General features: G+C 40.4%; 5 protein-coding genes. 3 read left to right on the top strand and 2 right to left on the bottom strand.

What is annotated here, in order from left to right:
- Positions 1–261 precede the first annotated feature (261 nt).
- A complete protein-coding gene (locus F6K23_RS38050; RefSeq protein WP_293166035.1) occupies positions 262–897 on the bottom strand; it encodes a hypothetical protein in 636 nt (211 codons plus the stop codon).
- Between the two features lie 710 nt (positions 898–1,607).
- Here F6K23_RS38050 and F6K23_RS38045 point away from each other — a divergent pair.
- The 3 genes from F6K23_RS38045 (at position 1,608) to F6K23_RS38035 (ending at position 6,671) form a co-directional block, all read left to right on the top strand.
- On the top strand, positions 1,608–3,227 hold the full coding sequence (locus tag F6K23_RS38045; RefSeq protein WP_293166033.1) for a TIGR03032 family protein: 1,620 nt from the start codon (positions 1,608–1,610) through the stop codon (positions 3,225–3,227).
- Between the two features lie 631 nt (positions 3,228–3,858).
- Positions 3,859–5,781 (top strand): FG-GAP-like repeat-containing protein, encoded by a 1,923-nt coding sequence (locus F6K23_RS38040; RefSeq protein WP_293166031.1) that lies wholly within the window; start codon positions 3,859–3,861, stop codon positions 5,779–5,781.
- A gap of 569 nt (positions 5,782–6,350) precedes the next feature.
- On the top strand, positions 6,351–6,671 hold the full coding sequence (locus F6K23_RS38035) for a hypothetical protein (RefSeq protein WP_293166029.1): 321 nt from the start codon (positions 6,351–6,353) through the stop codon (positions 6,669–6,671).
- A 1,061-nt stretch (positions 6,672–7,732) separates the two neighbouring features.
- Here the strand turns inward: F6K23_RS38035 and F6K23_RS38030 are convergent.
- The gene (locus F6K23_RS38030) at positions 7,733–15,076 is read right to left on the bottom strand and encodes a translocation/assembly module TamB domain-containing protein (protein WP_293166027.1); all 7,344 of its coding nucleotides are present in this window, start codon (positions 15,074–15,076) and stop codon (positions 7,733–7,735) included.
- Between the last annotated feature and the right edge of the window lie 1,114 nt (positions 15,077–16,190).

Here is a 16,190-nt window from a genome sequence, read left to right as displayed (position 1 = left end):
TCCCCCATCTCCCCATCTCCCCATCCCCCCATCTCCCCACCTCCCCATCCCCCCATCTCCCCATCCCCCCATCTCCCCATCTCTCCATCCCCCCATCTCCCCATCTCCCCATCCCCCCATCTCCCCACCTCCCCATCTCCCCATCTCCTCATTCCCCCATCTCCCCATAAATTTTTCTCTAGTGACAATAAATAGACCCTGGGTATTTAGGGGGCGAGTGATGTAGTAAATAGGACTTCTCAGTCCCTACTCCCTATTCCCTTAATTACGGTTGGGATAGTATTTGAATCTAATGTTTCTTCTAATATTTCTAGGTCGATTTTCAAAGTAATTACAATTGCCATAATAGTCGCAATTTCTATTATAAGAATCATAATCTCGGTCATATCTACCACGTCTTCGCCGATAATCATAATCCCGGTCATACCTGTCACGTCTTCGCCGATCATCATAATCTCGGTCGTACCTGCCGCGTCTTTGCCGATAATCATAATCTCGGTCGTATCTGTCGCGTCTTTTTCGTATTCGTACTCGAGAATTTTTTAAAGTATTCCATTTGCGGTCAAGTCTGCGGTCTAGGTCGTCGTGAGCTTCTTGAATAATTCTTTCTTTTTCTGCTTTAGGAAGACTTCGGTTATGAGGTTTATCCATCTCTCGTTTAATCCTGCGATCGATTCTTTCATGGAGTTCATGCCTTTTTCTTTGTTGGTACTCATCTTCCTTTTGGCGTGCTCGAATACGATATTTATCTTTGCGATCGGCTAATATAATTTGATTTTCCTCTAAGCTTTTTTGTTCAGTTTTGATGTTAGTAACATTATTGAAAGCCATTGCTGGATAGTTACAACTAAGGCCAAAATATAAGGGAATAATCACGAGCAAAAATTTATTATTCATATTGAAACAGTAAGTTAATTTGGTAATAATATATCTCTGATAGCTCATAGCTGATGCGCTCACTACCAAAAATATGATTTATGTCTACAATCTGTGAGTTGAAATTTCCGAAAACTTACCGAAAAATTGTGGGTATGCGCCTCCCCTTTTAAGGGGATAATAAGCGGTCGTTTGCGCAGCATGACCTAGGATGGGATGGCGAGGTCAAAGGAGCCATATCCAATCGACTCCTGTGAAGAAAAATTTTCATCTCTTTGTCAATCCTCTTCAATTTATTCTCAAGGAGAGGTAATTATTCATTATTAATTGTTGAACCATTGGCCACTCACCATTAGACCTAGGTGTGAAAAAGATATAGATTTTTGCAGGAGTAGGGAACAGCTCCGGAAGGCAACAGGCAACAGGTAAGATATTTTCACAGGAATTGGCAGGAAAAATGGTTTTTTAGGGTGAATTTTTATTTCCAAAACCTACTCTAATTAAATGGTTGATTTATTTTCTGGAGATGTCTATTTGTTTGATTGGAGTTGCTCATTTCTGATACCATTTATCAAATTATATCCATATTTCGTCTTCTGCTGCACTATCTCAAATTTCTCCTACCAAAGTATAGATCATTACCAATCAGCAAGGCCCAGTTAAAAGTTGAATCGTAAGTGATTAACTGAACATGATATAAAATTTCCAAAATCTTCCTTTAATTCTTAGTAGTGACTCAACTCCCTAAACCCACTGCCAAAACTTCCAACTTTGAAATCACGGCATCTCCCCAATTTGCTGCCTGGCTGGCCAAACACCATCTCAGTCTCGCTTTCACCACCTATCAAACCAACCGTCTATTTTTTATCAGTTGTCAAACCAATGGACGGCTAAAGTTCCATGAACGGTTGTTTGATAAACCGATGGGACTTTATGCAGACGGGGAAAGACTCTACATGAGTACCCGTTACCAATTGTGGCAGTTTGAGAACCTGTTGGACACGGGAGAAAAGTATGGAGAATGCGATCGCCTCTATATTCCTCGTACTGCCTACACGACAGGGGATCTGAATGTCCATGATGTGGTTGTAGATAATGCACAAAACCTGATTTTTGTCAATACCGACTTTAGTTGTCTGGCAACTCTCGACCCCAACTATAGTTTTGTCCCCCTGTGGCAACCGCCGTTTATTTCTAAGCTGGTTCCGGAAGACCGCTGTCACCTGAATGGTTTGGCTATGGTGGAAGGAAAACCAACTTATATGACTGCTTGTAGTGCCACTGATACTGCTACTGGATGGCGGAACCATCGACGGGATGGAGGCGTTGTTATTAATGTTGAACAAAACGAAATTATTACTACAGGTTTATCCATGCCCCATTCTCCCCGTTGGTACAAGGAGAAATTGTGGCTGTTGAATTCTGGAACCGGAGAACTGGGATACATTGACAAGGGCAAATTTGCCCCAATTACCTTTTGTCCAGGGTTTGTGCGGGGGTTGGCATTTTGGGGAGACTTTGCTGTTGTGGGTTTATCTAAGCTGCGTTCTGGGGCTTTTACGGGATTGGCTTTAGAAGAACGGTTGAACGCCCAGGGAAATACGGCCCATTGTGGGGTGATGGTGATTGACCTCAACAGTGGGCAAATTGTGGAATGGGTTCATATTGCAAAGACGATTGAAGAACTTTTCGATATTGTGGTTTTGCCGAATGTTCGTCAACCGGAAGCTTTGGGTTTACAGGGGGATGAAGTCCAACGGTTAGTCACGTTTCCCAATTCCGGGGGTATTGTGACGACGAAACCGACGGTTAAACGTCCCAGTATTGGTCAAGTGCCTCCTGTGGCGGGTTTACCTCAAGCTTTTGAACAACCCAAGCAACCTGTGGCGATTAAATATCAACGGGTTTATCATCTCAACAGCACAAATACCCTTGATTATGATGCTTTGACTTATCCCAGTATCAAACAACGTTGGCAAACTCAACCACCAAAAGGGGAACTATTTGGGATTTCTGCGGCGGTGGAGGGGTCTTTAGTGGGGTTTGTTATTGCTGAACGAGTCAGTAGTGAAACAGCCGACATTATTTCACTGTTGGTATTACCAGAGTGCCGCAGACAGGGAATTGGCACAAAATTGTTGGTTTATCTCGAACGTGAACTGCGACAACAGCAATGTCAACAGTTAACCCTGAGTTATCAAAGTAGTTCTCTGACGGAGGTAGCATTAGAACCCATCTTACAAAAATTACAGTGGCAACCGCCTCAAATTCAATTGGCATGGGGTTCAAATGCTGTGGAAAACCGAGAGTTTCGCCAAACCTGTAAATGGCTGGGTTCAACGCCCCCCTAGTTTCCTAGCCCCCGTGACCCCCAACATTGGGGGGAACTCAAGCCAAAATCCCCTGCCTCTCTAACTCCCAGCCTCTTGGCAGCCCCCCAGCCCCCAAAATTGGGGGAGCATGAACTTCAAAGTCCCCCATCTATCAAAGTCCCAGCCTCTTGGCAGCCCCCCAGCCCCCAAAATTGGGGGAGCATGAACTTCAAAGTCCCCCATCTATCAAAGTCCCCCAGAATTGGGGGATTTAGGGGGCAAGGGATTTAGGGGGCGAAAGGCAGGACTCTGAAATCGAACAAATTTACAGTTTTTCTTTGGAGTGAATTAAATGATGCTGATTAATAACAAATTCAAAGTTTGGACTATCCAACCTCCCTGAGTCCGTTTGGCAATACCTCAGCTGAACCCACAGAACAGTTTGGGGTTGCGTTATCAGACTCAACGGGTGGGTTGAGTAGTATAGCAGTCGCGCCTAGCAATTAGAACATGACAAAAGTCTCAAACTAGACTATAGCAAGAGTTTAACTTCTGACTTCTGATTTCTGAGTTCTGCTATAACTCACCGAGTGGCAACTGATGCCATTCATAATTCGACAATGTTTGTGGAAAAACCTGAAATTTTTTGTATTTGGAGTGATTAAATATCATGACTGATCCGAATTTTTTATCTGGTGTAGCCAACCCCTTTGGACTCACAGAGGTGGGAGGTCGTTCCGCCCCCACTTTTGCTGATATTGATGGGGATGGAGACCTCGATGCTTTTGTGGGGGATGACAATATCAATTTCTTTGAGAACATAGGTGATGCCAATAATCCTAGCTTTGCTACTGTCCAAGTCAATTCCTTCGGATTCGGCGGTATCAACCCCACCTTTGCTGATATTGATGGGGATGGAGATCTTGATGCTTTTGTGGGGAATAGTTCTGGCAATACCTTTTTCTTCGAGAACACAGGTGATGCTAGTAACCCTAGCTTTGCGACTGTCCAAGTCAACCCCTTCGGACTCGCAGATGTGGGTTCTTTTTCCAGTCCCACTTTTGCTGATATTGATGGGGATGGAGACCTCGATGCTTTTGTCGGGCACTATGATGGCAATACCAATTTCTTCGAGAACACCGGTGATGCCAGTAACCCTAGCTTTGCGACTGTCCAAGTCAACCCCTTCGGACTCGCAGATGTGGGTTCTTTCTCCAGTCCCACTTTTGCTGATATTGATGGGGATGGAGACCTCGATGCTTTTGTGGCGGAGGATGGTCCCGTTCAGTTTTTCCGGAACACGGGTGATGCCAGTAACCCTAGCTTTGCTACTGCTGTCGCCAACCCCTTCGGACTAAATGTGTCAAATTTTGCCACCGTCGTCTTTGCTGATATTGATGGAGATGGCGATCTTGATGCCTTTGAGGGGAGTAGTTCTGGCAATACCGTTTTCTTCGAGAACAGTCCGGTTGTTACCAATCAATCTCCTGTTGCCAATAATGACAGTGTGACTACTGATGAAGATAGCGCCACTTCTGGAAATGTTCTCACCAATGACACCGATGCCGATAACGACCCCTTAACGGTAACAGAAGTTAACGGTGTGAGTGCGGATGTGGGAACTGAAATTACTCTCAATTCTGGTGCATTGTTAACAGTTAACAGCGATGGTACATTCGACTACGACCCCAATAGTCAATTTGAAAGTCTGGGTGTTGGAGAAAGTTCAACTGAGAGTTTTACCTATACCATTGATGACGGAAGCGGTACAACTGATACAGCGACTGCCACTATTACTATTGATGGTGTCAATGATGCACCCATCTTAGAACAAGAGATTGATGACCAAATCATCTCAACCAATGAGAACTTATCCTTCGATACCAGCGTCTACTTCAGTGATGCTGATACCAACGACACCCTCACCTATTCCGCTTCTAACTTACCAAGTGGGTTTAGTATTGATGGGAATACTGGGATTATCTCTGGTAGCAGTAGTTATGCTAGCATCACTCCCATCACGGTAACAGCTGATGATGGCAACGGTGGTACAATCAGTGATACCTTTGAGTTAATTCTGGCTAACAACCAAGGTACTCCTAACCCAGATGTGATCCTGATGAGCATGGTCAATGGCAATCGCATCAACGCCAAAGCTAGTGACGATGTAATCTTTGGTAGCGCTGCTAATGAGAAACTCGGAGGTTGGAAAGGTAATGACATCATTGATGGTGATGATGGTCACGATGTAATTTCTGGTGGGTTTGGCCACGATACCCTCACAGGTGGGGATGGTGACGATCGGATCTTCGGAGGTTTTGGTAATGACTTAATTGAGGGTGGCTTAGGTTCAGATACTCTAGTTGGAGGTTTTGGTCACGATACCTTTATTATCGCCAGCGGAGAAGGTACTGATAAAATCAAGTCTTTCCAACTTGGAGTCGATCGGATTGGATTAGCAGGTGGTTTAACCTTCAACGACTTGTCCTTCTCTGGCAACAAGATTATCGAGACTTCCACTTCAGAAGTGTTAGCGAAGTTGCCCTGGTTTAATACCGCTCATCTCGACAGTTCAGATTTTCTCACGGTTTAAGTTGAGTTGAAATCTCAATCCCTGTGTGGCAGTTCATCCCTGTCAGCAGGGATATTTATATCATGTCCGGATAATCTAGTGATAAAAAAGTTTTTGCTCGTAGTTGGGCTTTAGCCCGAACTATAGATAGGGCTAAAGCCCAACTACAAACTTTAATTATAACTATTCAACCGGACAAGTCTATTATTTATTGAGAACGGGAACTCAAACCAAGGTTGTACTGAAGCTTTGAATGCTTGAGTACAACTGTCATTTCAGTTATCATATCAAAATAAATTTACCGTTTTTCCTTGGAGTAAATTAACAAATGCAGATCGAAAACAGATTGAAACCTTGGACTATCCAACCTCCCTAAGTCCATTTGGCAATACCTCGGCTGAACCCACAGAACAGTTTGGGGTCAGTACAAAGCTGAGTTCGACAATAATCTTGATGCCAATACTTTTCAGGAATTCGCACAGGATCTCCTGGGTAAAGACCCAACTAAAACCAAAATCTTCCAGTTCAACGGCGGTACCAATGGTGGGTCTAACAACATCAGGATATTAACCAATGACGAGATTATTTCATTGAACCCTGAATTATCAGATGGTTTACGCACTGTTGACAGCCTTGATTTCAAATGGTCAGGTGCTGATACGCCTGGAACACAGAGTCGCAATAACTTTGATGATTTCATCGGGGAAATGGGCGATTTATTTGGTGGCGACCAGTTGACGAATGCCGATATCCATGTGATTCCCACCTTAAATGAAGCCGAACTTACAGGAACCGAGGTAGCAATTAGCAATGGTCTCGGTGACACAGAAACCTGGAACTTTAACAGCGAGCAGGAAGCACAAAACTTCCTAACTTTCTTTGACAGTACAGTTGACGCTTTCGCTGTTTAGTCGGTTTAGCAAAGACAGGGCTTACGCAAATAAACCTTGAAAACGCTATATGTAGGGGCAAATGGCATTCGCCTTCCCTATATGTAGAGCCTCTGCGTAAGTCCTGATCAAGTCTCATTAATTAGTTATATCAAATCCGGATAATTAATATACCCAAGTCATTGCGAGTGGAACGGAGTGGAAGGAAGCAATCTCATGGATTTACACCAGCTTGATAAATCTTTGCTACAAATACTTAGGTTACTGCTTAGGAGTCAGGAGACAGGAGTCAGGAGTCAGAATGAATGGGTTTGATACCATTTATTATGTAGTAATTTATCCTTTTCCTCCAATAGATATTTCCTACAAATTATTTTAATACTGCTTATTATTTGTAACATTCTTTCTTCAAATTGGTATTATATCATGTTCGGATAATCAGTTACAATAAAATTTAAGGACTGATAGTACCGACAGTACAAAAGAAATACTGAAATTATCAATACTATTCTCCAATATTTCCTATGTATTCCTCCTTTCTTCCCTCCTGACTCCTGACTCGGTCCTCCTGACTCCTCACAACAGTTATTTATAAGTATTTAACCGAACATGATATTACAGCGCTTTTCAAATTGATGAACCACATCTTCACAAACAAAATCTTGTAGGGACGTTCCATGGAACGTCCCTACTGTGGTTTCCCCAAATGAAAACCGCTGTAGGAGATTGCTTCCTATCGTCGCAATGACAACTATTCAACCGGATTTTATATTAGCCAGAAGGCAGAATACAGAGGGGTTTCGCTCAGTTACGCTATCGCTAACACACCCTACCAATAGCTGATAACTGATAATATCATGTTCGGATAATCAGTTATAAATAAAATTAAGGACTGACAATACCGACAGTACCAAATAAATACTGAAATTATCTTGACTTTTCTCCAATATTTCCTCTTTTTCCCCTTTCTTCCCTCCTGACTCCTGACTCGGTCCTCCTGACTCCTCACAACAGTTATTTATAAGTATTCAACCGAACATGATATAACTGATAACTGATAACTGAAATGACTCCTAACAAAATCAAAACTGTACTTCATATTCGACTGATAATACTGCATTATCACTAAAATTACTCCCTCCTCGAACGCGTACTTCATCATTAACTTGATAACGCAGAGAATATTCCGTTGGTTCATTGGCGCCAAAAAGTCTAGTCATGGATACTCCTAATTGATTCGTCACATCAACACCTACCTCCAAACCCCAACCCAAAGAGGAAGCACGTCGCGCTCCACGTTTAGGAATACTTGCAGGAAATATCCGAAATTCACTTAACCCAGTCGCTGCAATAATATCCTGTTGTAAGTTAGCAAGAATGGTGGTACTTGCTACATTAGCTAATGCTAAATTCCTATCTTCACTAAGGGTATCAATGATATTACCGCCCAACAAACTGACTATTTGTACTTCCGATCGCCTTGGAGCACTGGTCAACTCTAGGTTATTTTCTAATTCTGATAGAGGTCCTTTTGCTGTTGCCATAATTCTCACTCTCTGACTACTATTCAAGGTTCCTGGTGATGGAGCGTCTATTGTCTCGGATGATAATGGTGATGATGGGGATGATGAGCGGTTGGTTTCAAAAGCTGATGCTAATAACTGTACATCTACAATGGGGTCAAGTCCATTAATTGGGGAAAAGGTAGCTGTGTTTTTATAATTGGGGTCTAAACGCAATTCTGTAGTAAATAGATTAATTACCCCTGCTACAAGGTCGATCTCACCACTTGGACGAATATCGCTAAGGGTTCCGTTTATCAGTAAACCACCTGCAACTTCAAAGTTAGCTAGTCCTGGACTAATCATCAGTAGGCGATCGCTTAGAGTCACTTGAAAATTATTTAGACCAATTTCTATGCCAAAATCAGGTGCATTTTCTTGATTACCTGCTGCTGCTGCAAAACCTGCTGCTTGATTCAAAAATATTCTACCTTGGGAGACTTCAACGTTACCGCCTATTTCTGGTTGGAAAGCTGCACCTGTAATCAGGACTTTTCCATCAATACCACCTTGAAAAACTCGTTGAAAGTTTACATTCAGTTGGTCTAATGTAATTGTCAGGGGGTTATTTATATCTGGTTCTTGACTGCCAAAGGGTTGAAAAATTGGTAAAACACCAATGACCTCAACTTTACCATCACTAAGAATTCCTTGGAGTTCTTTTACTTCTAAGCGATCGCTCTGAAATAAAACTGTACCTGTTAGGTCTGTGAGTGGTTGGGGAAATGCTGCTGCTGTGATACTGATGTCTGCAAATTTAGCATATCCTTCTGGTTCTGGTTGTTGTAATGTTCCTTTGACCAGCAATAATATATCTCCTTGACCAGAGTTTAATGTCACCTGGTCGGTCAAAATATTCACTATCTGTAATGCATCATTTTTGATATTGACGCTGAGGTTAATTAGATCGCTACCTGCGGAAACTTGAGCAAATGGTAAGTCTATGGGTATATCACCTCTATACAAAATTGGGTCTCCAATTATGGAAAGACCTCCACCAAAACGCAGGCGTCCGGTGTTGTAACTAAATTCTGTTTCTGCTTTTTCAATGGGTGTTTCGTTTAAGGTGCCGTCTACTATATTGATTTTGCCTATAGCTCTGGGGTCTTCAAAATTTCCTCCTATTTCTGTTTCAGCATTCAATTTTCCTGCAATATTAATATTGATATTTGGTGGTATATAATTTTGGGCAAATTTCTGTATTTCTGCTAAATCTATATTTTCTAATTGTAATTTCCCAGTCTGATTTTCTAGACTCAAATCTCCATTAAATGCTAATAATGTTTCTCCTGTTTGCACTTCTAGTGGTTTGACTGTCAGCACTTCGTTTTCATACTGACCCTGTACAAGAAATTTATCGATTTTGTAAGGTCCCCAATTCCAGTCGTTACCATTGATGTCAAATTTGCCGTCAATACCAGACTGCCAAGTTCCTTCTGCTGCAACTTCTCCTGAAAATGTGATATCTAGGTCTGCAAGGGGTGGTATTGGTATGGGAGTATTTGGTTGTTGACTTTCTTGTTGTTGTTTTAGCAAAGCTTTAATTTCGGCAAACCGACGCAGTTGGGAAATTACTGGTGTATTTTCTGGAAAACCTACTGCGACTGGTTGCACATCTGCTGCACTGGCATAATTTGGAGTTGCTATACCCCGCGCAATATCTTCTAAGTTAAACCATTGGAGGGCGGTCAAAATATCTTGAGCTTCACCTTTTTCTATTTTTAGGTTGCCAGAAAATTTGGGGTCGAAATTGGCAGCGGGAGAATTAATATCGACCATTGCTTGTAGGATATATCGACTGTCACCTAATAATAATGTACCGTCATTGAGAGTTCCTATACCTTTGGCAAAATTTATATCTGCGGTGAAACTTTCTGCATCTATATAACCAATACTAGGTTTGGCAACTGCTAAATTTCCGTTTGCGGTGATGGAGTTCAGGTCGAATGTTCTCAGACCAGATATTGCTATTTTGGCGGATGCTTCTCCGGAAACTTGAGCGATATCAAATTGTGCTGCTGGCGCTATATCTAATAATTCGACAGGAAATTGCTCTAATGTTACTAGGAGATTTTCTCCTTCTGTGACTCCTGCGAGTTTTGCTTGGTCGCGTTGAATTAAGAAAGCAGTGGGAAAATAGGTTTGCTCAAATCGATCTAATACTAATTCTAGACGGTCTTGTTCGCCAGCAATTTTAAATGTTACTCCATCAGCTATTCCTGCATTTAATTTTCCAGATAAAACGGAATCAAAATCTACTGAATTTACGGCTAAGTTTTGCAAGACAACATCACCAACTAAACTTAAATCTTCGATAGATTTACCAATAACTTTACCGTCAAAGTTGACTCTACCTGTTAATAACTCTCCTTTTTTTTCTATGGGTAAATTTTGTGCTTGTGCTAATTTTTCTATTGGCAGAGATTCTAAATCAAAATCTGATAAATTGACATTAATATTAATTCCAGAAATTGTCGGTGGTTTTTGCTGTAGAAATTCTACACCTAATACTCCATTAGCATTAACGTTTGGCGGAACAGAAACTTTTTCTATTTCTACTTGTTTACCTTTCCAGTCAAACAGAGAATTAAGAGGTTGTTGAATAACTGGTAATTCTGAAAGTGTTAATTTTGCTTGAGCTGCTATAGCTTCTGGAGTTAAATTTGCTAGGGTTCCGGATAAGTCTATATTTGTATTTAAAAAGCCACCAATTACTGGTAAATTTTCAGCTTGCCCTAATAATTTTTGTACCTGTCTAATACCTGCAACGGTTGATTTTGTTTGTTCTTGTTTTTCCAATGCTGCTGAAAATTGCTCTAAAGGAATTTGCTCTCCTACTACAGCAGTTTGCCATTTTTGACCTACTAATTCTCCAGTAATATTAACAGTTCCACCATCTGCCAAAAGTACTTTTCCTTCCGCTTCAGCAGCAATAGCTTCTGAGTTTAAATTCTCTAAATTTCCAGCAACTTTAGCACTACCGATAATATTCCCATTTATTATTTCTAAATAAGGCAAAAAATCTGGAGGAACTACACCAATATCTTGAGCTATTTTTTTGACAAAACTCAATGGAATAGGTTCAGCGATCGCTGAGGCTGTAAAATTACCATTATCTAATTTTCCTGTGGCATTAATTGTATTATTTCCAATAATTAATTTTCCGGTTCCATCAGCAGCTATTGCTTGAGGATTCAGATTATTTAAGTTGCCAAATATGCTCAGATTACCAAATAATTCTCCTTCAATTCCTGGCGGTAAAGTTGCGCTAGCTGGTATGGAAATTAAACCAGTTTTTCTGATGGTTTCTTCCAAAGGACGTAAAGCAATATTTTCTGTTTCTACATTTGTAAAAAAGTTGCCTCGTTCGAGTCTTCCATCAATATAAACTGCATTACCATCAATAAATAATTTGCTATTAGCATTTCCCGTGATTGCTTCTGGAGATAAATTATTTAAATTTCCAGATAAATTAGCATTAACATCAACTTGACTATTTAAAGTTTTAATGGCAGGAATTTGAGCCTGTAAAACTTGAACTTGATTAGCCTCTACAGGTATTAATCCCGATATTAAAACCGCCTCTCCCAAATCTAAAAGAGGATTTACTGCTAATTTACTGCTATTAACTGAAGCTTGAAAATTACCATTATTTAATTTACCCGTAGCATTAACAATTCCTCCAGCAATAATTACCTTCCCATCCCCATCAACAGTAATTCCTGTAGGAGTTAAATTATTAATATTTCCAGAGACAGTCGCTTCCCCCTGAATATTTCCCTGAGTATCTGTTGGTAAAACATTATTTTTCAGAGAAACAAACTCTGCTTCTGTTAATAACTTTTCCACAGCAGTGAGAGATATTTGATTAGTTTTAACAGTCGTTTGAAAATCACCCGAATTTAAACTACCAGTAGCATTAATTGTACCCTCCTCAATTGTGAGATTTCCAACTAAATCTCCAGCTATATTTTCCGGAGAAGGATTTGCCAGATTTCCTGATAAATTAACCCGACCATTTAGCCTACCATTCAGAGTTTTTAACCTCGGAATATTAGCCCTAATATTATTTAACAGTTCCTGGTCAGTAATAACTCCAGAATTTACAGCAGATAACCCCAAATCCAACAAATAATTAAGTAGTAAATCTTCAGTATCAACTAATGCTTGAAACTTGCCATTATTAACTTTCCCATTAGTATTAACCGTACCATTAGCAATATTAACATTCCCCTGAAAACCAGTGGTTATCCCAGACAAACTTAAATCATTGAAATTAGCTAAAAAAGTCGCTTCACCATTAACCTTTCCATCAGTTTGACCAGACAAAATCGGATTAGCAGTAGTCAAAAAACTTGCATTTCTCCCAATTCTTTCCAAAGCACTCAAACTCAATTGAACAACATTACCCTTACCCTGCAAACCACCATTCTTTGCCCGACCATTAAAATTAACCTGACCACCAGCAACACTTATTACCCCACTCCCATTCCCATCAATACTATTAATAGAAAAATCCCTTGTCAGACCAGAAGAACTAACTTCAGCATTAACAATACCCTCCAACCCAGATGGTAAACCCAATGGTTTTAAAGGTTCTAAATTATCTAAATTAATTTGATTAACAGTAACATTAAGCTGCCAGTTATCCAAATTAGCAGTACCATCAATATTAACCTTTCCCCCACCAACTTCGACAACAGTATTTTTAATATTCGCCTGACTATCAACAATATCAACAGTACCACTCACCGGATAAACAGCTTTTGGTAACCGCCACTGAATTTGCCCTTTCAGACTTTCCAAAGCTCCAGCGATCGCTACTTCAGAAGAAAAGTCACCGAGGGGAAGGGGTGAAGTAAAACCATATTGTTGAGCGAGCGGTTCTAGTGGTAAATTTTCCACCTTCAGGTTTAAGTCAACTACAGGATTAAAATTCCTTTCCTGCTCTTTACTAACTGACTCCCCACTCCCGACTTCTAACTGTTGAATTTTGAGTTGGGAATTTTGAGTTTGTGGAACTGACTCCCCACTCCCAACTTCTAACTTTTGAGTTTGTGGAACTGACTCGCGACTCGCGACTTCTAACTGTTGAATTTTGAGTTGGGAATTTTGAATTTGTAGAACTGACTCCCCACTCCCAACTTCTAACTTTTGAGTTTGTGGAACTGACTCGCGACTCGCGACTTCTAACTGTTGAATTTTGAGTTGGGAATTTTGAGTTTGTGGAACTGACTTCCAACTCCCCACTTCTAATTTTTGAGTTTCTGGAACTGACTGACTCCCAACTTCTAACTTTTGAGTTTTGACTTTTGTTTGCGTTTGCGTAGCATCCCGCAGGGAAGCATTCCGTAGGAAATTTTGACTTTGTTGAACTGACTCCCCACTCGTGACTCCCGACTCCCCACTTCTAAATTCTGAATTCTGAATTCTAAATTCTGAATTACCCGTAATTTTCCCTCCCACCACTGGAGTAATTTGTAAGTCAGAAAAACCAGCAGTTAAATTGAGCAGTTGAAAATCTTGGTTTAACTGCGGACTAATAGTAAAATTTGTCGCAATATCCTGAAATCTTAATCTATCAACTCTAGTAACTTCAGTCGTTTCAACCTTTCCTGATACCACTGGTTGCAGCAAACTACCAACAATATTGAAATTAGTTTTGACACCCCCATCTAATAAAGGTCTAATATCCTGAATTTGACTCCGAATTTGCTGAAGTTGCTGCTTAGTTTCTACTGTTTCAATACGCTGCGAAAGTAAATCAATTTCTGTAGTAACAGTATTAAACAAACTGTCGAAACTGACAGGTAAAACCTCCCCATTCAAATTCAGATTAAGATTTTGAAGGTCTAAGTCTGCCGTTGTTTGTGCCGTACCCTTGAGTTTTAATCCAATATTCCCGTAGTTAGCGTTTAAATTTTCCACCCTAACTTTTGGCCAAGCAACATTAGCAACCGTATTCAAGTTAACAGTGTCGCTCAGGAAACTGCTGTTAGCATTCAACTCCTGCAAACTAACTTTTCCCTGGATATTTTGTACAAAGTCAGCAACTTTATCAGTTAATTTAATCTGAGTCCAGAAGTCCGCATTTAATACCCCACTTTGCACACTTACATCAGGAACATTTTCAAACGCTAATACTAAAGGAACAAATATTGGTAATTGCAATTTTTGCGCTACAACATCAGCTTTAACTTCAGAAGTTTTGAGATTAGCATCAGCATCAACCCGAAAATTACCCCCACCATCAATAACTTTCCCATTCAGGTCTACCAACCAACGTTGCAGTTTGTCTTTAGAAAAAACTTCACTATTACTCAAATCTAACAATATCGGTTCAGAAGACTTTCCTGTTTCAGCAGGCAAAATACTAACATCCAGTTCCGGGAAACGTAGAGCTGTAATATCAACATTAAAAGGAGGAGGTGGTAAATCTGCCAACTCTGGAATTTTAAACAAACCATCAGCTTCCTGTTGTAAATTAGCTTCAGATTTTCCAAAAGTAATATCAAGTTTCAGAGTCTTGAACAACAAAGGTCCAAGAGCATACCTAACCTTAACTATCTCCGTAGAAGCAGCGATCGAGTCAGTTGAAGTTGGAGGTAAAGAAGAAGGACCAAATTCTAGATAACCAATTCTAAATTTTTGCAGTTCGCCCACTTGAACTGGCCTTTGGGTAAGTCTTGTGAGATTATCACTCACCATTGGGGCTAATCTTTCTTGAAACCACCAAGTTCCTACTGCTCCCCCTCCTACAGAGACTGTCCCTAAACCCAGACCACTAATAATTACTATTCTGCGCCAGTTTCTAGACTTGGAGGTATCAGTTTGCTGATTAGAATTATCTGGAATGTTGGTCATAAGTAAGTCAAAAGTTAAATTTTAAAAGTTTTATATTTTAAGCAAATATAATACCATTTTCAAAAAAGAATGTTACGAATAATTTGAGTAATTAAAAGACTTTTTTGGAGATGTCTTTTTTACTAAAAAGATAATTTTCGACCTGAAAAATGATATCGAAGCCATTCATTATGACTCCTGACTTCTGACTCCTGACTCCTAAAAAATAGCCTAGTTATTTGCTACAAATAGTAGAAGTAATAAAGAAAGAAGAAGCAAAAAGGAAGAAGGAATAAATATTGAAAAAAAAGGGAAAACGATAGATATAACCATCTAAAATGAACTGGAGAAGCTATTTTTAAGCATATCTGATCAAGATGCACTTTTTATAGCATTCTTTTTTCAAACTGGTATAACTGGTATAGCAGGGAACAAGGAATAGGCAACAGCGGTGAGACCCCGCAGGGTGCGACAGACCCAAGCGGTCATTTTGCTGGCGCACAATTGTGTTATAGCAGAAGAAAGAAGGAAGAGGGAAGAAGGAACAAGGAAAAGTATTACGTTATCTGAGTTTTAAGCTTTTTATCTGTCCTAACCTTTGCTTCGACTGCTATAACGCTGCGCAATATGTTTGTGGAGCATGACCTAGGAAAAAGCGGGGCTTCTTGTAGTGGACTTTTTCATCTAAAGCTAAAGTAGTGCATTAGGCAGTAGGGGGGTAGGGTAGGGTCAATTTATTGTCACCAGAGACAAAAGGAGGAGAGGGTGGGAAATGTTGGAAGTTTGGGAAGTTTGGGAAGTTTGGGAAGTTTGGGAAGTGTTGGAAGCACAGGAGCTCAAAAAAATATAGGGTTGTAAATATTCTCTGACGACAAAGAATTAGCCCTGGGAGAGTAGGGGGGTAAGGGAGAAAGATTATTGTTGGGTTTATCCTACGGATAAGCTGCGAAGATCGTCCCGATACCAAACCTACATCTATTGCAACATTTAAGATGAAACAATGCACTATTGACACTCCACGGGTTAAAACCGCGTGGATTCTGACGGTTGTAAAAACAGGGGATAAATCCACCTGTTTTTACTTCTCATCAGTTAAGGGACTGTCATTGACCCCTACCTCTGAATCAACCATGCC

The organism is Okeania sp. SIO2C9, assembly GCF_010672455.1.
Lineage (GTDB): Bacteria > Cyanobacteriota > Cyanobacteriia > Cyanobacteriales > Microcoleaceae > Okeania.
This window is presented reverse-complemented; position numbering and strand designations above follow the sequence as displayed.